17 protein-coding genes are annotated in these 17,874 nt (G+C 67.1%); all 17 read left to right on the forward strand.

The annotated features are described in order from the left end of the window. The first annotated feature begins 211 nt into the window (after nt 1-211). The 17 genes from ACJ7C5_RS03285 to ACJ7C5_RS03365 all read left to right on the forward strand — a co-directional run bounded on the left by ACJ7C5_RS03285 (nt 212) and on the right by ACJ7C5_RS03365 (nt 17,837). Complete coding sequence (locus ACJ7C5_RS03285; protein WP_412703043.1) at nt 212-457, forward strand: hypothetical protein; 246 nt, start codon at nt 212-214, stop codon at nt 455-457. After that, nucleotides 457-1,155 carry a fimbrial biogenesis chaperone gene (locus ACJ7C5_RS03290; protein WP_412703044.1) on the forward strand — a complete coding sequence of 233 codons (699 nt, stop codon included), beginning with the start codon at nt 457-459 and terminating at the stop codon, nt 1,153-1,155. The genes ACJ7C5_RS03285 and ACJ7C5_RS03290 overlap by 1 nt, the downstream gene beginning before the upstream one ends. Before the next feature lie 220 nt (nt 1,156-1,375). Further along, nucleotides 1,376-2,182, forward strand: coding sequence for a 30S ribosomal protein S2 (rpsB, locus tag ACJ7C5_RS03295; RefSeq protein WP_088025413.1), 807 nt, complete (start codon nt 1,376-1,378; stop codon nt 2,180-2,182). A gap of 126 nt (nt 2,183-2,308) precedes the next feature. Next, entirely contained in the window at nt 2,309-3,184 is an 876-nt protein-coding gene (gene tsf, locus ACJ7C5_RS03300) for a translation elongation factor Ts (protein WP_094000189.1), read from the forward strand. A 257-nt stretch (nt 3,185-3,441) separates the two neighbouring features. Further along, nucleotides 3,442-4,980 carry a GGDEF domain-containing protein gene (locus tag ACJ7C5_RS03305; protein WP_049445325.1) on the forward strand — a complete coding sequence of 513 codons (1,539 nt, stop codon included), beginning with the start codon at nt 3,442-3,444 and terminating at the stop codon, nt 4,978-4,980. Between the two features lie 121 nt (nt 4,981-5,101). Next, on the forward strand, nt 5,102-5,830 hold the full coding sequence (gene pyrH, locus ACJ7C5_RS03310) for a UMP kinase (RefSeq protein WP_010486325.1): 729 nt from the start codon (nt 5,102-5,104) through the stop codon (nt 5,828-5,830). A 96-nt stretch (nt 5,831-5,926) separates the two neighbouring features. After that, nucleotides 5,927-6,481 carry a ribosome recycling factor gene (gene frr, locus ACJ7C5_RS03315; RefSeq protein WP_032127942.1) on the forward strand — a complete coding sequence of 185 codons (555 nt, stop codon included), beginning with the start codon at nt 5,927-5,929 and terminating at the stop codon, nt 6,479-6,481. A 5-nt stretch (nt 6,482-6,486) separates the two neighbouring features. Continuing rightward, nucleotides 6,487-7,254 carry a polyprenyl diphosphate synthase gene (gene uppS / locus ACJ7C5_RS03320; RefSeq protein WP_049445328.1) on the forward strand — a complete coding sequence of 256 codons (768 nt, stop codon included), beginning with the start codon at nt 6,487-6,489 and terminating at the stop codon, nt 7,252-7,254. After that, complete coding sequence (locus ACJ7C5_RS03325) at nt 7,251-8,087, forward strand: phosphatidate cytidylyltransferase (RefSeq protein ID WP_094000190.1); 837 nt, start codon at nt 7,251-7,253, stop codon at nt 8,085-8,087. The genes uppS and ACJ7C5_RS03325 overlap by 4 nt, the downstream gene beginning before the upstream one ends. A gap of 2 nt (nt 8,088-8,089) precedes the next feature. Then, the gene (locus ACJ7C5_RS03330) at nt 8,090-9,280 is read left to right on the forward strand and encodes a 1-deoxy-D-xylulose-5-phosphate reductoisomerase (RefSeq protein WP_412703045.1); all 1,191 of its coding nucleotides are present in this window, start codon (nt 8,090-8,092) and stop codon (nt 9,278-9,280) included. 55 nt (nt 9,281-9,335) lie between these two features. Continuing rightward, nucleotides 9,336-10,694 carry an RIP metalloprotease RseP gene (gene rseP / locus ACJ7C5_RS03335; RefSeq protein WP_412703046.1) on the forward strand — a complete coding sequence of 453 codons (1,359 nt, stop codon included), beginning with the start codon at nt 9,336-9,338 and terminating at the stop codon, nt 10,692-10,694. Between the two features lie 74 nt (nt 10,695-10,768). Continuing rightward, the gene (gene bamA / locus ACJ7C5_RS03340) at nt 10,769-13,132 is read left to right on the forward strand and encodes an outer membrane protein assembly factor BamA (protein ID WP_412703047.1); all 2,364 of its coding nucleotides are present in this window, start codon (nt 10,769-10,771) and stop codon (nt 13,130-13,132) included. 495 nt (nt 13,133-13,627) lie between these two features. Further along, a complete protein-coding gene (gene lpxD / locus ACJ7C5_RS03345) occupies nt 13,628-14,650 on the forward strand; it encodes a UDP-3-O-(3-hydroxymyristoyl)glucosamine N-acyltransferase (RefSeq protein ID WP_088025400.1) in 1,023 nt (340 codons plus the stop codon). Beyond that, entirely contained in the window at nt 14,647-15,105 is a 459-nt protein-coding gene (fabZ, locus tag ACJ7C5_RS03350) for a 3-hydroxyacyl-ACP dehydratase FabZ (RefSeq protein WP_049445343.1), read from the forward strand. Before lpxD ends, fabZ begins: the two co-directional genes overlap by 4 nt. A 16-nt stretch (nt 15,106-15,121) precedes the next feature. Further along, the gene (gene lpxA, locus ACJ7C5_RS03355; protein WP_088025398.1) at nt 15,122-15,913 is read left to right on the forward strand and encodes an acyl-ACP--UDP-N-acetylglucosamine O-acyltransferase; all 792 of its coding nucleotides are present in this window, start codon (nt 15,122-15,124) and stop codon (nt 15,911-15,913) included. Continuing rightward, nucleotides 15,910-17,169, forward strand: a complete 1,260-nt coding sequence (gene lpxB, locus ACJ7C5_RS03360) for a lipid-A-disaccharide synthase (RefSeq protein ID WP_176433056.1) — start codon at nt 15,910-15,912, stop codon at nt 17,167-17,169. The genes lpxA and lpxB overlap by 4 nt, the downstream gene beginning before the upstream one ends. After that, complete coding sequence (locus ACJ7C5_RS03365; RefSeq protein WP_412703048.1) at nt 17,166-17,837, forward strand: ribonuclease HII; 672 nt, start codon at nt 17,166-17,168, stop codon at nt 17,835-17,837. Before lpxB ends, ACJ7C5_RS03365 begins: the two co-directional genes overlap by 4 nt. The last annotated feature ends 37 nt before the right edge of the window (nt 17,838-17,874 follow it).

Below are 17,874 nucleotides of genomic sequence, written 5' to 3' on the forward strand. Positions count from 1 at the left end.
GCCGACCAACGGTCGGCCCCCACCAGGGAGGGTTCGATCCACGTGCCGGCCAACGGTCGGCCCCCACCGGGGCCAGGTTCGGTAGATCCACGCCATGCGTGGATGCGCCCATCACCCCTGCCCCAGGAGCAGTCGACTGACAGTCGACGCTACAGATTCGGCCGATCCTGCCGATATCGCGCAACGGGTCCTACAGCACGGTGGATGGCAGGTGGTTCGCGCATTTCTGATCGGGGCGATGCTGGTCGCCAGTACGCCGGCGTGGGCCGATCCCAGCAGCAGTGCCCTGCAGATCCGGCTGATCGTGGTCGAGGGCTGCAGCAATGATGCCGGCAACGCCCGATGCACGACTCCGCACCAGCGCAGCGACGCACCCGGGCTTCCGCAGCAGATCCGCGACCTCGCCCCGCCCACCGACAGCGACGACGCGGCACCCGCCGTGACCGTCATCTACTGATGCGCACCCTGCTGAGCGTTCTGGCACTGCTGCTGGCACTGCCCGCGGCGGCGCTGGACCTGCAGCCGACCACCCTGCAGCTGCCGGCCGCAGGGGGGCGTAGCGAGCTGTGGCTGCATAACCCCGGCCCCGGCCACTGGCAGGGCGAAGTGCGGATCCTGGTCTGGGAACAGCAGGCCGACGCGGAGACGCTGCGGCCCAGCGACCAGATCCTGGCCAGCCCCACCCGGCTCGATATCGCGCCCGGCACCCGCCAGCGCATCTGGTTGCTGCCGCGCCAGCCCGCCCCCGTTGCTGCCGAACGGGCCTACCGGGTCGTGCTCGCCCCCAGCGCACCAGGCCTGGCGCGCTACTCGCTGCCACTGTTCCGGGGGAATCCGGGACCACTGGCACAGCCACGACTGCATGCCGGAATCGAGCCCCATCCGTCGCATCCTTCGCTGCGACTGGAAAATGCCGGTACCCTGCACGCCCGCCTGCATGAGCTCACCTTCGTCGCCAACGATGGCCGCCTCACCGTGCTGCTGCCAGGACTGGCCGGTTATGTCCTGGCCGGGCGGGAACGCCACTGGGCCCTGCCCGCCCGTGGCGATGGCTACGCCGGCGGCCATTTCCAGGCCCGGCTGCAGGACGGCCGCGTGGTCGAACTGACCACACCGGACCCGGCAATTGCAGCCAGCGCTCCCAGCGGGCTATAATCGACCGGATTCCTGCCGCCTGCGTGCGCGGGAACCCGTCCACACCGGACGTCACCGGTGAATCCACACCTGCTGCCCCCATCCGTGCCGGGGTGCTCCGCAAGGAGTTCGGCCACGGAGGCAACAGGGAAGCCCAACCCCGGAACCGATCGCGCTTCCACGCGTCCCGCATACCTATCCCCGCGGGCGGAATCGCTGGTTCCATATCAGGAGTATTGCAATGCCCCAGGTCACCATGCGTCAGATGCTGGAAGCCGGCGTCCACTTCGGCCACCAGACCCGCTACTGGAACCCGAAGATGGCTCCGTACATCTTCGGCGCCCGCGGCAAGATCCACATCATCAACCTGGAAAAGACCGTCCCGCTGTTCAACGATGCGATGAACTTCATCTCGTCGGTTGCCCAGAAGCGCGGCACCGTCCTGTTCCTGGGCACCAAGCGCAGCGCCCGCGAAACCATCAAGGAAGAAGCCGAGCGTTGCGGCATGCCGTTCATGAACCAGCGTTGGCTGGGCGGCACCCTGACCAACTTCCGTACCGTCAAGCAGTCGGTTGCCCGCCTGAAGGAACTGGAAGCCGGTGAAACCGACGGCACCTTCGAGAAGCTGGTCAAGCACGAAGTGCTGGGCCTGCGTCGCGAGCGCGACAAGCTGGAAGCCTCGCTGGGCGGCATCAAGGACATGAACCGTCTGCCGGACGCCATCTTCGTGATCGACATCGGCCACGAAGACATCGCGATCAAGGAAGCCAAGAAGCTGGGCATCCCGGTCATCGCCGTGGTCGACACCAACTACAACCCGGAACTGGTGGACTACGCCATCCCGGGCAACGACGACGCCATCCGCGCTGTGCAGCTGTACGCCCGCGCCGCTGCCGACGCCGTGCTGGAAGGCAAGGCCGCTGCGCCGCACGCCGCTTCGGTGCGTGAGGAAGAGTTCGCCGAAGCCGCTGCTGAAGGCGACGAGAAGCCGGCCCGCCGCGCTCCGGCCAAGAAGGCTGCCAAGAAGGGCGACGACGCCCAGGCCTGATCCAGGCCCCGGGGTGGACGCCCGGCGTCCACCCTCCCTGCACGCAGCCTTTGGCGCGTGACAGGACCGTGTCACACGGGCCGGCCACCATGCCGGCCCAACCCCTTTCTTTCGTGAGGTAATCCCGTGGAAATCACTGCTTCCCTGGTCAAGGAACTGCGCGAGCGCACCGGCGCCGGCATGATGGAATGCAAGAAGGCTCTCACCGAAGCCAACGGCGACATCGACGCTGCTGCTGAAGCCATGCGCAAGTCCGGCGCTGCCAAGGCCGACAAGAAGGCTGACCGCGTGGCCGCCGAAGGCCGTCTGGGCCTGGCCCAGGATGGCGGCAAGGCCGTGCTGGTCGAAGTCAACTCGGAAACCGACTTCGTCGCCAACGACGACAACTTCAAGTCCTTCGTCAATGCCGTCGCCGCTGCCGCCCTGGCATCGGGCGCCACCGACGTCGAAGCCGTGAAGGCTGCCAAGCTGGCCGATGGCCGCACCGTTGAAGAAGCCCGCGCCACCGCCGTGCAGACCCTGGGTGAAAACATCCAGATCCGTCGCATGGTGAAGGTTGATGGCAACAACACCGTCGGCGCCTACGTCCACACCAACGGCAAGGTTGGCGTGCTGGTCGACCTGGTCGGCGGCGACGTCGAGCTGGCCCGTGGCCTGGCCATGCACGTGGCTGCCCTGAAGCCGCCGCACAACAAGGCTGCGGACGTTCCGGCCGACTTCGTCGAGAAGGAAAAGGAAATCGAGCTGGCCAAGATGTCCGAAAAGGACAAGGCCAAGCCGGCCGAGATCCTGGAAAAGATCATCAGCGGCAAGATCAACAAGATCGTCAGCGACGTGACCCTGTACGGCCAGACCTACGTGCTGGGCGACACCACCGTCGAGCAGGTGGTCAAGGCCGCTGGCGCCGACGTGGCAGGCTTCAAGCTGCTGATCGTCGGCGAAGGCATCGAGAAGGTGGTGGAAGACTACGCCGCTGAAGTTGCCAAGGCGATGCAGGTCTGATTCCAGCCTTCCGGCTGTGAAGCGACCAGAAGGAGCCGCGGGAAACCGCGGCTCTTTTTTTATGCATGGTCCAAGGGATGAACCCATGCCCGACCGGCGGGTGCGCGCCGTCGGTGCGCGCACCGGCACCTTTGCGTTGCGCGCGAATCAAGCCGATACTCGGCGCAGGGAATCCGCAGTCACATAGCAGGAACGAAAATCGCGGACTGTGATGCATTCCTAGGTATTCTTGTCCCAATGGAATTGAACGACCCGACATGCCTCCCGAGCTGACAGCCGCCCTGGCGCTCTGCCGCAACCTGCCCTCGCCGCCCGGTATTGCCCTGCGCATCATCGAACTGGCCCAGGACCCGGAAGCGGATATCGCCACCGCCGCCGACATCATCGCCATCGACATGGCGCTGAGCGCTCGCATGCTGCGCATCGCCAATTCGCCGCTCTACGCCAGCCGTCGCCGCATCGAAAACCTCGGCCAGGCGCTGACCATGCTGGGCCTGAATGCCACGATCAGCCTTGCCCTGGGCTTCACCGTCACCCAGGGCCTGACCGGCGGTGCCGGTGCCGACCACGACCTGCGCCAGCGCGCGTGGAAACGCAGCATCCTCAGCGCCCTGGCCGCCAGCCAGCTGGGCCAGGCCCGCGGCCTGCGCCGGCTGGAGGAACTGATGCTGGCCGGGCTGCTGCAGGACCTGGGCGTGCTGTGCCTGGCCCAGGCCGAGTCGGAGCGCTATCTGCCGCTGCTGCGCGAAGCCCGTGACAACACGGATCTGGTCGCGCGCGAGCGCGAGGAACTGGGCTGCAGCCATGCCGACGTCGGCGCCTGGGTGGCCGAGCAGTGGGGCCTGCCGCGCTATCTGGTGGAAAGCATCAGCCACAGCGAGGACGAGGACGCTGCCGAGTCGCCGTTCCAGGCCTGCGTGCAGCTGTCCGGCGCGGTCGCCGACATCTGGCTGGACGACGACGCCGATGCCGCCCGCGAACGCGCCCTGCACCAGGTGCATGACCGGCTGGAACTCGACAGCGCCCGATTCGACCAGGTGCTGACCCGCATCAGCGAGGCCCTGCCGGACATCGCCAGCCTGTTCGAGGCCGGCCTGAACTCGCCATTGCGGGTTCGCGAACTGATCGACCACGCGCAGGAGCTGGCCACCCTGCGCAACCTGCGCGAGCTGCAGGATGCCGACCAGGCGCGCCGCCGCGCCGACGAATTCGAGGCGCGGGCCAAGCGCCTGGCCGACCAGGCCCACCGCGACGCCCTGACCGGCGTGCTCAACCGCCGCCAGCTGGAGGCGGTGCTGGAGCAGGAGTTCCTGCGCGCCGGGCGCCAGGGCTGGCCGCTGTCGGTGGCCTTCATCGACCTGGACGACTTCAAGAAGATCAACGATGCCCACGGCCACCTGACCGGCGACGAGGTGCTGCGCGCCTTTGCCGGCAAGCTGCAGGGCCAGCTGCGCAACAGCGACACCGTGGCCCGCTTCGGCGGCGAGGAGTTCGTCGCACTGCTGCCCAACACCAGTGAATCGGTGGCGCTGGACGTAATCCGCCGGGTGTTGGCCAACATCGTCGCCACGCCGATGGCCGAGCTGGAGGGAGGGCCGCTGTTCGTCACCTTCTCCGCCGGCGTGGCCACCCAGGGCGGCTACGAACGCTTTGCCGACGTACAGGACCTCCTGCGTGCCGCCGACGATGTGCTGTACCGCTCGAAGAACCTGGGCCGCAACCGGGTGATCGCCCGCTCCCCCGGCGCCCTGGGCCACGACGAGCTTTCGGCCACCGCCAGCGCCGAGCTGGGCTGAACCGGAAGCCCCGCATGACCGGGGCGAACGCCAGGATTTTGCGCCGCAGTGCACAAAACACTTTGGCCCGACGCCGCATGCGCGTAGAATCGCCCGCGATTTCCACGCACCCGAGGTCCCTATGTCCAAGCTCGCCTATCGCCGCATCCTTCTGAAACTGTCCGGGGAGGCGCTGATGGGAGATGAGGACTACGGCATCGACCCGAAGATCATCAACCGCCTGGCCCGTGAGGTCATCGAAGCCCAGCAGGCAGGCGCCGAAGTGGCGCTGGTGATCGGCGGCGGCAACATCTTCCGCGGCGCCGGCCTGGCCGCTGGCGGCATGGACCGGGTCACCGGCGACCAGATGGGCATGCTGGCCACGGTCATCAACGCCCTGGCCATGCAGGACGCCCTGGAAAAGCTGGGCGCCAAGGCCCGCGTGATGAGCGCGATCAAGATCAACGACGTGTGCGAGGACTACATCCGCCGCCGCGCCATCCGCCACCTGGAAAAGGGCCGTCTGGTGATCTTCGCCGCCGGCGTCGGCAGCCCGTTCTTCACCACCGACTCCGGTGCCGCCCTGCGCGCGATCGAGATCGGTGCCGACCTGCTGTTGAAGGCGACCAAGGTCGATGGCGTGTACGACAAGGACCCGAACAAGCACAGCGACGCGGTCCGCTTCGACAGCCTGAGCTACGACGAAGTGATCCGCCGTGGCCTGGAAGTGATGGATACCGCCGCCTTCGCACTGGCCCGCGACAGCGACCTGCCGATGCGCGTGTTCGACATGGGCCAGCCGGGTGAGCTGCTGAAGATCCTCAGCGGCGAGAACATCGGCACCCTGGTCCAGGGCCGCGACCCGGCCTGAGCCTGAGTGCCAGGCGAGCTCCGGGCCGATTCAGGCCCGGCAGCGTCCCGTATTCGCCTATAATCGCCCGATTCCAGTTACACCCAGGACCGGGCGATGCTCAACGACATCAAGAACAACGCGCAGACGCGCATGGCCAAGAGCATCGACGCTCTGAAGCACACCCTCACCTCGATCCGCACCGGCCGCGCCACCCCGGCCCTGCTGGACCGCGTCACGGTCAGCGCCTATGGCAACGCCAGCACCCCGCTGAACCAGGTCGCATCGATCTCCAACGCCGACGCCCACTCGCTGCTGGTCACGCCGTTCGACAAGAGCATGATCAAGGAGATCGAAAAGGGTCTCTACAACGCCGAGTTCACCCCGAACACGCTGGGCACCGCGATCCGCATCAACATGCCGCCGCCGACCGAAGAGCGCCGCAAGGAGCTGGCCAAGCAGGTGCAGAAGGAAGGCGAAGGCGCCAAGATCGCGATCCGCAACATCCGTCAGGACGCAAACAAGGAAATCGCCAAGCTGGTCAAGGACAAGGCGATCAGCGAAGACGAGAAGAAGCGCGGTGAGGACGACATCCAGAAGTTGACCGACACCAACATCAAGGACGTCGACAAGGTCGTTGCCGACAAGGAAAAAGAACTGCTGTCGGTCTGAAGTCGATGCCTTCAGTCCCGCCTCCGTTGCCGGCCGCCCTGCCCCGCCACATTGCCATCATCATGGATGGCAATGGCCGCTGGGCACAGCAGCGCCGTCGTCCGCGCGTGATCGGCCACCGGGCCGGCGCGCGTGCGGTCAACCGCACCATCGAGCGCTGCCTTGAGCTGGGCATTCCGGCGCTGACCCTGTTCGCGTTCTCAAGCGAGAACTGGGGCCGGCCGCAGGAAGAAGTCGATGCGTTGATGAAGCTGTTCCTCGGCGCGCTCGACCGCGAAGTGGACGAGCTGCATCGGCGTGGCGTGCGCGTGCGCTTCATCGGCGAACGCGAGCGCTTCGGCGCCGGTCTGGTCAGCCGCATGCAGCTGGCCGAACAGCGCACCGCCGACAACACCACCCTGACCCTGTCGATCGCCGCCAGCTACGGTGGGCGCCAGGACATCGCCCGTGCCGCGCGCGCGCTGGCAGCGGAAGTCGCCGCCGGCCGCCTGCTGCCCGAACAGATCGACGAATCGCTGCTGGGCCGCCAGGTTGCCCTGGCTGACCTGCCGCCACCGGACCTGTTCATCCGCACCGGTGGCGATACCCGCATCAGCAACTTCCTGCTGTGGCAGCTGGCGTACACCGAGCTGTGGTTCACCGAGGCCCTGTGGCCGGACTTCGATGCCGCGCTGCTGCAGCAGGCGCTGGACGCCTATGGCGGCCGCGAACGTCGTTTCGGTCTGACCAGCGCCCAGATCGCCGCACTGGCCACCGAGACCTCCAGCCCATGACCAAGACCCGAGTCCTCGCCGCGCTGATCATGGCGCCGGTCGCCATTGCCGCGATCCTGCTGCTGCCGACGCAATGGCTGGCGGCGGCCGCCGCCGCCGTGCTGCTGATCGGCCTGTGGGAGTGGCTGAAGCTGGCCGGCATCGAAGACACGCTGGCGCGCACCGTGCTGCTGGTACTGAACCTGCTGCTGATGGTACTGCTGGTGTGGGCCGATGGCAGCACGCTGGTGCTGTTCCAGATCACCACATTGGCCGGTGTTGCCTGGTGGTTGGCGGCGCTGGTCTGGCTTCGCTTCTTCAATTTCGGCGCGCAACCGTCGGCCCCCTCGCGCATCGTGAAGATGCTGGCCGGAACGCTGGCCATCGTTCCGGCCTGGGCCGCGCTGGTGCTGATCCATGCTGGCGGCGATCCGCCGGGCACGCAGGGCCACCTGTGGCTGCTGGCGGCGCTGGCACTGGTCTGGGCGGCCGATTCGGGCGCCTATTTCGCCGGTCGTCACTTCGGCAAGCACAAGCTGGCCCCGCGCATCAGCCCCAACAAGACCTGGGAAGGCCTGTTCGGCGGCCTGCTGGCCGGTGTCGCCGTGGCCGTCGGCCTGGGCTGGCTGGCCGGCATCGATACCGCACACCTGCCAGGCCTGCTGATCACTTCGGTGGTGGCCGTGTTCGCCTCGGTGCTGGGTGATCTGTTCGAAAGCCTGATCAAGCGCCACGCGGGCGCCAAGGACTCGGGCCATCTGATTCCGGGCCATGGTGGCGTACTCGACCGTGTCGACGGCGTTCTGGCGGCAGTGCCGGTGTTCGCACTCGGCAAGGAAATCTTCGGGTTCTGACCATGAATGCTGTCGCAGACCTGCGCCGGGTCGCCGTATTCGGCGCCACCGGCTCGATCGGTGCCTCCACGCTGGACGTGATCGCCCGCCACCCGCAGCGCTACCAGGCCACGGTGCTCGCCGCCGGCCGCCAGGTGCAGGCGCTGCTCGCGTTGTGCCGCCAGCACAAGCCGGCGCACGCGGTGATCGCCGACGAATCGCTGTTCGGTGAACTGCGTGATGGCCTGCGCGATGCCGGCCTGGCCACCGAGGCCCATGCCGGCCATGCCGCGCTGGACCAGCTGGCCGCCAGCGATGCCTGTGACACCGTGGTTGCCGCCATCGTCGGCGCCGCCGGGCTGTCTTCGACCCTGGCTGCCGCTGCCGCCGGCAAGCGCATCCTGCTGGCCAACAAGGAATCGCTGGTGCTGGCCGGTGAGCTGCTGACCCGCACTGCCCAGCACGCTGGCGCTGAGATCATTCCGATCGACAGCGAACACAGCGCGATCTTCCAGTGCCTGCGCTCACGCGACGCCAGCATTGACGGCGCTGGTGTGCGCCGGATCCTGCTGACCGCCTCCGGTGGCCCGTTCCGCGGCCGCAGCCGGGCCGAGCTGGCCCAGGTTACCCCGGCGCAGGCCGTGGCCCACCCGAAGTGGTCGATGGGCCCGAAGATCTCGGTCGATTCGGCGACGTTGATGAACAAGGGCCTGGAAGTGATCGAGGCCCACCACCTGTTCGGCATCCCAGGCGAGCGCATCGAGGTGCTGGTGCACCCGCAGAGCCTGGTGCATTCGCTGGTCGAGTTCGTGGACGGTTCGACCCTGGCGCAGATGGGCCTGCCGGACATGCGCACCACCCTTGCGGTCGGCCTCGGTTGGCCGCAGCGCATCGAATCGGGCGTTGCCGGCCTGGACCTGCTGGCCCAGGGCCGGCTGGATTTCGAGGCCCCCAACACCGACGCCTTCCCCTGCCTGGCCCTGGCCTGGCAGGCCATGCAGGCCGGCGGTACCGCCCCGGCGGTGCTGAACGCTGCCAATGAAGAGGCCGTTTCAGCGTTTCTTCAGGGCCGGATCGGTTTCCTGACGATCCCGGAGCTGGTTGCTAACGCTCTTTCAACACTGCCGACGCAAGCAGCCGATACACTGGAGGTCCTGTTGTCCGCCGACCAGCGGGCACGCCAGCTGACCCTGAACGCCATCGACGCCGCCTGAACGACCGCCTCGCCCCGCATGACGACGCCGCCCCTGCCCGCCACTGTGAGCCTGCATGACTGACTTCATCGGATCGGTCTGGTGGATGATTGTCAGCCTCGGGCTGCTGGTCACGTTCCACGAATTCGGGCACTACTGGGTCGGGCGCCTGTGCGGGGTCAAGATCCTGCGCTTCTCGGTCGGCTTCGGCCGCCCACTGTGGTCGCGCCGGGACCGGCACGGCACCGAGTTCGCGATCGCCGCCATCCCGCTGGGTGGCTACGTGAAATTCCTCGACGAGCGCGAGGTTGAAGTCCATCCGCACGAGCGCGGCCAGGCCTTCAACCACAAGACCGTCTGGCAGCGTATCGCCATCGTCGCTGCCGGACCGATCGCCAATCTGCTGCTGTGCATCCTGCTGCTGTGGGCGATGTTCGTGATCGGCAAGCAGGACTATTCGCCGACCATCGGCCGTGCCGATGGCATTGCCGCCAGCGCCGGACTGGCCAGTGGCGACCGCGTGCTGCGCGTGGATGAGCGCCAGGTGGCCACCCTCGGTGAAGCCAGCATGGCGCTGACCGCCGCCGCGATGGACCGCCGCGATGTGAAGCTGGAAGTGCTCGACCGCGCCGACCGGGTGCGGGTGCGCACCCTTCCGCTGTCGCAGCTGCCGGCCGGTTTCGATGAACGGCGCGTACCGATCCTGGCTGGCCTGTACTGGCAGTCGTGGCTGCAGCCGGCGCTGGTCGACTCGCTGACCGCCGATTCGGTGGTGGCCGGGCAGCTTCAGCCGGGCGATCTGATCGTGGCCATCGACGGCCAGCGCATCGACAGCGTCGACCAGGTGATCGGCGAGATCCAGGCCCTCGGCCGCGCCGGTGGCCCGGGCATGATCGAGGTCCTGCGCGGCGGTGAGCGCCTGGCGCTGGAAGTCACCCCCCGTCAGGGCAAGGATGGCAAGGGCAACCCGGTCTGGCAGATCGGCGTCGGATTCCCCACCAGCTACAGCCCCGCCTACGACACCCTGCTGCGCTACGGGCCGCTGGACGCGGTCACCGTGGCCGTGCGCGAAACCGGCCGCCTGGCCGCCGATTCGCTGGGCATGATGGGCCGCATCGTCACCGGCAAGGCCTCGCTGCAGAACGTTTCCGGGCCGGTCACCATCGCCCGCGTGGCCAATGTTTCGGCCAAGCGCGGCCTCGACTGGTTCCTGCAGTTCCTTGCCCTGCTGTCACTCAGCCTGTGCATCATCAACCTGTTGCCGATCCCGATCTTGGACGGCGGCCACCTGCTGTATTACCTTATCGAGTTGGTCAAGGGCAGCCCGCTGAGCGAGCGTGCCATCGCCGCCGGCCAATACATCGGCCTGGCGTTGCTGGCCGGGCTGATGGGGTTGGCGTTCTACAACGACATCCTCGGCCTGGTCCCGCGATGAACTTTTCCACGTTGTTGCCGTCTACAGCGTCGGCATCCCGCACCAATGAAATCGACCTTCCTACCGGACGTGACATGACGCGACTCCCCAATCGCCGCCTGCTGGCCCTCGCCCTCGCCGCCGTCACCGGCGCTCCCGCCCTGGCCCAGGCAGCCGAGCCCTTCACTGTCAGCGACATCCGCGTGGATGGCCTGCAGCGCATCAGCTCGGGCACGGTGTTCACCTACCTGCCGGTGGAACGTGGCGAGACCATCACCGACAACAAGGTCGGCGAGACCATCCGCGCCCTGTACAAGACCGGCTTCTTCGAAGACGTGCAGCTGGACCGCCAGGGCAGCATCCTGGTGGTGACCGTCAAGGAACGCCCGGCGATCAACAAGCTGACCGTCACCGGCAACAAGGACATCAAGTCCGAGCAGCTGCTCAAGGGCCTGTCCGACATCGGCCTGACCGAAGGCGGCACCTTCGACCGCCTGAGCCTGGACCGCGTGACCCAGGAGCTTCGCCGCCAGTACAACGACCGCGGCAAGTACACCGTCGAGATCACCCCGACCGTGAGCCCGCTGGACCGCAACCGCGTGGACATCGCGATCGCGATCAAGGAAGGCAAGGCGGCCAAGATCCGCCACGTCAACCTGGTCGGCACCGAGAAGTTCGAGAGCAAGGACATCCTGGAGACCTGGGAGTCCAAGGAGCACAACTGGGCGTCGTGGTACCGCCGTGATGACCAGTACTCCAAGGAAAAGCTGTCCGGCGACCTGGAAAAGCTCAACTCCTGGTACCTGGACCGCGGCTATGTCGACTTCAGCATCGATTCCACCCAGGTCTCGATCAGCCCCGACAAGCGCGACATGTTCCTCACCGCCGGCGTGACCGAGGGTGCGCAGTACAAGATCTCCGAGATCAAGGTCAGCGGCGACACCATCCTCCCGCAGGAGGACGTCGAGCGCATGGTGATCCAGAAGCCGGGCGACACGTTCTCGCGTGCGCTGCTGGAATTCAGCTCGGACACCATCACCAACTCGCTGTCCAACATCGGCTACGCGTTCGCCAAGGTGAACCCGATCCCGACCACCAACCGCCCCGACCAGACCGTGGCGATCAACATGCAGGTCGTTCCCGGTCCGCGCGTGTCGGTGCGTCGCATCCTGTTCCGCGGCAACACGCGTACGTCCGACGAAGTGATGCGTCGCGAAATGCGCCAGTTCGAAAACAGCTGGTACTCGCAGGCCGCGATCGACCGCTCCAAGATCCGCCTGCAGCGCCTGGGCTACTTCGAGTCCGTTGACGTCGAGACTCCGGCCGTCAGCGGCAGCAACGACCAGGTCGACGTCGTCTACAACGTCAAGGAAACCACCTCCGGCAGCTTCGTGTTCGGCTTGGGCTATTCGCAGTCCTACGGCATGACCACGTCGGTGCAGCTGTCGCAGAACAACTTCCTCGGCGGCGGCAACCGCGTGTCGGTCGAAGCCTCGCGCAGCAGCTACCTGCAGCGCTATGGCTTCAGCTACACCAACCCGTACTTCACCGATGACGGCGTGTCGCTGGGCTACAACCTGTCCTGGCGCGAACTGGACTACTCCGACTTCAACACCGCGCAGTACAACAGCACCAATGGCTCGGCGCAGGTGGTGTTCGGCGTGCCGATCACCGAGACCGATACCGTCTCGCTGATGTTCGGCATCGACAGCAACCAGATCACCACCTACCAGAACGCGACGCCGCAGTCGATCATCGACTACATCAACGTACTGGGCAGCAAGACTTTCCATGCCTGGCGCACGGAGCTGGGTTGGGCGCGCGACTCGCGCAACGATTACTTCATGCCGACCCGCGGTACCTACCAGCGCGTTGGCCTGGAAACCACGCTGCCGGGCTCGACCATCGAGTACTACAAGCTGAACTACCAGATCAGCAAGTACTGGCCGATCATGCCGTCGCTGGTGATCAACACCCGTGCCGAAATCGGCTACGGCGACAGCTATGGCAGCGACAAGACCGCGATGGTGCCGGACGAGAAGGGCAACCTGCGTCCGGTCACCGCCACGGGACTGCCGTTCTACGAGAACTTCTATGCCGGTGGTACCAACTCGGTGCGCGGTTTCGAGGACAACACCCTCGGCCCGCGTGAAGTCACCGCCGGTTATCCGGAAGGCCAGCCGCTGGGTGGTTCGCTGAAGACGGTCGGTTCGGTGGAAGCCTACTTCCCGCGCCTGTTCGACAGCCCGTCGGCACGCGTATCGGCCTTCGTCGACTTCGGTAACGTCTATACCGGCGTGGACAACTTCAAGGCCAACGAACTGCGCGTGTCGACCGGTGTGGCCCTGCTGTGGCGCGCCCCGGTCGGCCCGATCTCGATCAGCTATGCCTTCCCGCTCAAGAAGGAAGATGGCGACAAGATCGAGCGTCTGCAGTTCACGTTCGGTGGGCAGTTCTGACGAACCGCCCTGCGGTTCATCAGAACTGCACGCGCATCCCTCCTATCCCCCGCGCCGCTACGCATGCCATCCATGGCATGCGCCCTTCGGGCCGTTGCATGGCAACGTTGGGAATCGCTCCTGCGATTCCCAGCGGCGCGCCCCCCTTAACAAAGGGGGGCTCTCCACCAGACGGGGCGCGAAGCGCCGGGCATTGCCCGGCGTTTTCGTTTGGCCTGAATGCCGGAAGCGCCCGTTCTGCTTTTGATCTTTTCTGTTTTTCCGTGGCTGGCACTCGCGCCACGCCGTCGGAGGTCGGACGGGGTGGGGCTGCGGGGGTGTGAGCTGCATGGATGCGGCGACCAAGGCTACATGGACGTACTTGCGCCGTCCCCCGCAGCCCCGCCCCGTCCGACCCAGCCCATGGGACTGGCTCTGCCGGCCGCGAGGGGCCCTGCCGTTGGCTGCATGACCGCCCCGCATGACCGCAATGGCGTCACACGTTAAACTCCCGCCGTGAATACTCCCACCTACACCGCCCAGCAACTCGCCGAGCAGTTCGGCCTGCAGGTCCATGGCGACCCCGCCACCGCCATCCATGGCGTGGCCACCCTCGCCCATGCCGGTCCTGGCCAGCTGACCTTCCTCGCCAACCCGCGCTACCGCGCCCAGCTGGCCGACAGCCAGGCCTCGCTGGTGGTCCTGCGTGCCGACGACGCCGAGGCCGCCCCCGGCGCCGCGCTCGTCGCCAAGGACCCCTACACCACCTTCGCCAAGATCGCCGCGCTGTTCGACATCGCGCCGACGCGGCCGCCGGGCATCCATCCCAGCGCCGTCATCGATCCCAGCGCCCAGGTCGCGGCCAGCGCCCATATCGGCCCGTTCGTCTCGATCGGCGCGCGCAGCGTGGTCGGCGAGAACTGCATCATCGGCACCGGCAGCGTGATCGGCGAAGACTGCAGCCTGGACAATGGCTGCGAACTGATCGCCCGGGTCACCCTGGTTACCCGGGTCAAGCTCGGCAAGCGCGTCCGCGTGCACCCCGGTGCCGTGCTCGGCGCCGATGGCTTCGGCCTGGCGATGGACGCCGGCAAGTGGATCAAGGTGCCGCAGCTGGGCGGCGTGCGCATCGGCGATGACTGCGAGATCGGCGCCAATACCTGCGTTGACCGCGGTGCGCTGGAAGATACCGTGCTGGACGAGGACGTGCGCCTGGACAACCTGGTGCAGATCGCGCACAACGTGCAGATCGGCGCGCACTCGGCCATCGCCGGCTGCACCGGCATCGCCGGCAGCGCCAGGATCGGCCGCTACTGCCTGCTCGGCGGCCACGTCGGCGTGGTCGGCCACCTCGAGATCTGCGACAAGGTCGTGATCACCGGCAAGTCGGTGGTCCGCAATTCCATCCATGAGCCGGGCGAGTACTCGTCCGGCACCCCGTTGACCGACAACCGCACGTGGCGCAAGAACGCCGCGCGCTTCAAGCAGCTGGACGCATTGGCTCGCCGCGTCCTGGCCGCTGGCAAGGAGAAAGAATGAACGACACGCTGCAGCTTCCTATCGACGTCTGCGAGATCCAGGAACTGCTCCCGCACCGTTACCCGTTCCTGCTGGTGGACCGGGTGCTTGAACTCGACATCGAGGCCAAGCGCATCCTGGCGCAGAAGAACGTCAGCATCAACGAGCCGTTCTTCCAGGGCCACTTCCCGGGCCGCCCGATCATGCCCGGCGTGCTGATCATCGAAGCGCTGGCCCAGGCCGGTGGCGTGATGACCCAGCTCACGCTCGGCCGGGATGCGCAGTCCAAGCTGTTCTACATGGTCAAGGTGGAAAACGCCCGCTTCAACAAGCAGGTCGTCCCCGGCGACGTGCTGATGCTGGATGTGCAGATGAAGCGTCTGATCCGCAACATGGGCTGGTACTACGGCGAAGCCAAGGTCAACGGTGAAGTCGTTGCCTCGGCCGAAGTCATGTGCGCCGGCGCCAAGGGCTGATCCACTGGAGGCAGGAATGACTGACAACGCACCGCGGATCCACCCGACCGCCGTCATCGATCCGGCCGCGCGCCTGGCCGATGACGTGCAGGTGGGCGCCTTCACCCTGATCGGGGCCGATGTGGAAATCGGTGCCGGCACGGTGGTCGGCCCCCATTGCAGCATCCATGGCCCGACCCGGATCGGCCGCGACAACCGCTTCGTCGGCCATGCCGCGATCGGTGGCGAGCCGCAGGACAAGAAGTTCGCCGGTGAGCGCACCGAGCTGGTGATCGGCGACCGCAACGTGTTCCGCGAATTCGTCACCCTGAACCGTGGCACCGGCGGCGGCGGCGGCATCACCACGATCGGCAACGACAACTGGATGCTGGCCTACACGCACGTGGCGCACGACTGCCATGTCGGCAACTTCTGTGTGTTCTCCAACAACACCACCCTGGCCGGCCACGTGACCGTAGGCGACTACGTGATCATCAGCGGCTTCGCCGGTGCCCACCAGTTCTGCCGCATCGGTGCCCACGCCTTCCTCGGCATGGGTGCGCTGACCAACGGTGATGTTCCGCCGTTCACCATGGTCGGCACCGATTCGCTGGGACGCCCACGCGGTATCAACAGCGAAGGCCTGAAGCGCCGCGGCTTCGACGCCGAGCGCATTTCCGCCATCAAGCGTGCCTACCGCACGCTGTACGTGGCGGGCCTGCCGCTGGCCGAGGCCAAGGTGCAGCTGACCGAACAGGCGCGTGACAGCGATGACGTGAAGGCCATGCTGGACTTCATCGAGCACGCCGAGAGGCCCTTGCTGCGATGAGCAGCACGACCGGCCAGGCGCCGGCCGGCGCCGCCGTGATTCCGCTGGCCTCGATGGCCGGCAGCGTCCCCGCGCAGCGGGTGCTCAGCGAGCGCCCGTTGCGGATCGCCCTGGTGGCCGGTGAGGCTTCCGGTGATCTGCTGGGTGCGGGCCTGGTACGCGAACTGAAGGCGCGCTTTCCGAATGCCGAATTCGCCGGCATCGGTGGCGATGCCATGCGCAGCGCCGGCTGCCAGACCTGGCACGATGCCAGCGAGCTGGCGGTGATGGGCCTGACCGAAGTGCTGCGCCACCTGCCGCGCCTGCTCAAGCTGCGCTCGGCGTTCCGCCAGCGTGCGCTGGAATGGCAACCGGACGTGTTCATCGGCATCGACGCGCCCGACTTCAACCTGGGCATCGAGCGCTGGCTGAAGCAGCGTGGCGTGCGCACCGTGCATTACGTCAGCCCCTCGGTCTGGGCCTGGCGCGAGAAGCGCGCCGAGAAGATCGGCAGCAGCGCCGACCTGGTGCTGTGCCTGTTCCCGATGGAGCCGCCGATCTATGCCAAGCATGGCATCGATGCGCGTTTCGTCGGCCACCCGATGGCCGATGACATTCCGCTGCAGGGCAACCGAGAGGAAGCACGCGCCGCGCTCGGCCTTCCGACCTCGGCCAAGGTGCTGGCGGTGTTGCCGGGCAGCCGCCTGGGCGAAATCTCGCGCCTCGGTGAACCCTTCTTCGAGGCTGCCTGGCAGGTCTCCGAACGCATCCCGGGCCTGCACGTGGTGGTGCCGGCCGCCAATCCCGCCTGCAAGCGCCTGATCGAAGAGCAGCTGTCACGCTCGGCACTGCCGGTTGCGTACTCGCACGTGCTGGACGGCGAGGCACGCAACGCGATGATCGCCGCCGACGTAGTGGTGCTGGCCTCCGGCACCGCGACGCTGGAGGCGATGCTGGTCAAGCGGCCGATGGTGGTCGGGTACCGCGTCAACGAGCTGACCTACCGCCTGGTCAAGGCGCTGGGCCTGATCAAGGTCGACCGCTTTGCCCTGCCCAACATTCTGGCCGGCCAGGACCTGGCGCCGGAGCTGATGCAGCACGACTGCACCCCGGACAAGCTGGCCGCGGCCATCCAGCAATGGTTCGACCATCCGCAACGGGTGACCGACCTGCAGGATACCTACGCGCGCCTGCATGAGCGCCTGCGCCGCAATGCTTCGGCACGTGCCGCCGACGCCGTTGGCGAGCTGCTGATGCGCGACCAGGCCCAGGCATGAGCCGCCGCCACGCCGCAGCGGCCAGCCTGACCCTGTTCGATGGCGCGGCGGTGGTCGAACCGGAGCGCCTGGTCGCCGGCGTCGACGAAGCCGGTCGTGGCCCGCTGGCCGGGCCGGTCGCGGTGGCGGCCGTGGTGTTCGACCCGGCACGGCCGCGGATCAACGGCCTGGACGATTCCAAGCAGCTCACCGCGGCGCGCCGCGAGCAGCTGCATGACCGCATCATCGAGCGCGCCCTGGCCTGGCACGTGGTGCTGGTGGACGTGGACACCATCGACCGCCTGAACATCTACCAGGCCACCCTGCAGGGCATGCGTGACGTCGTTGCAGCGGTCGCCCACGTGGCCGGCTTCGCCCGCATCGATGGCAACGTGGTGCCCAAGGGCCTGGTGCTGCCGGCGCAGGCGCTGGTCGGCGGCGATGGCATCGACCGCGCGATCATGGCCGCCTCGATCCTGGCCAAGGTCTCGCGCGACCGTTACATGCAGGACGTGCATGCCCGCCACCCGCAGTACGGCTTCGAGCAGCACAAGGGCTATGGAACCCCCGCCCACCTGGCCGCCCTGCGCGAGCACGGGCCGTGCGTGGAGCACCGGCGCAGCTTCGCCCCGGTGCGCGAGTGCCTGGAAGTGCCGCAGGCCGTCGCGGCCGACATCGCGATTGCCTGAACAATGGCCGCCGGGCATGGCCCGGCGCTACCACGGC

The sequence above is a fragment of the Nocardiopsis yanglingensis genome, from assembly GCF_045809185.1.
In the GTDB taxonomy this organism is placed as follows: domain Bacteria; phylum Pseudomonadota; class Gammaproteobacteria; order Xanthomonadales; family Xanthomonadaceae; genus Stenotrophomonas; species Stenotrophomonas yanglingensis.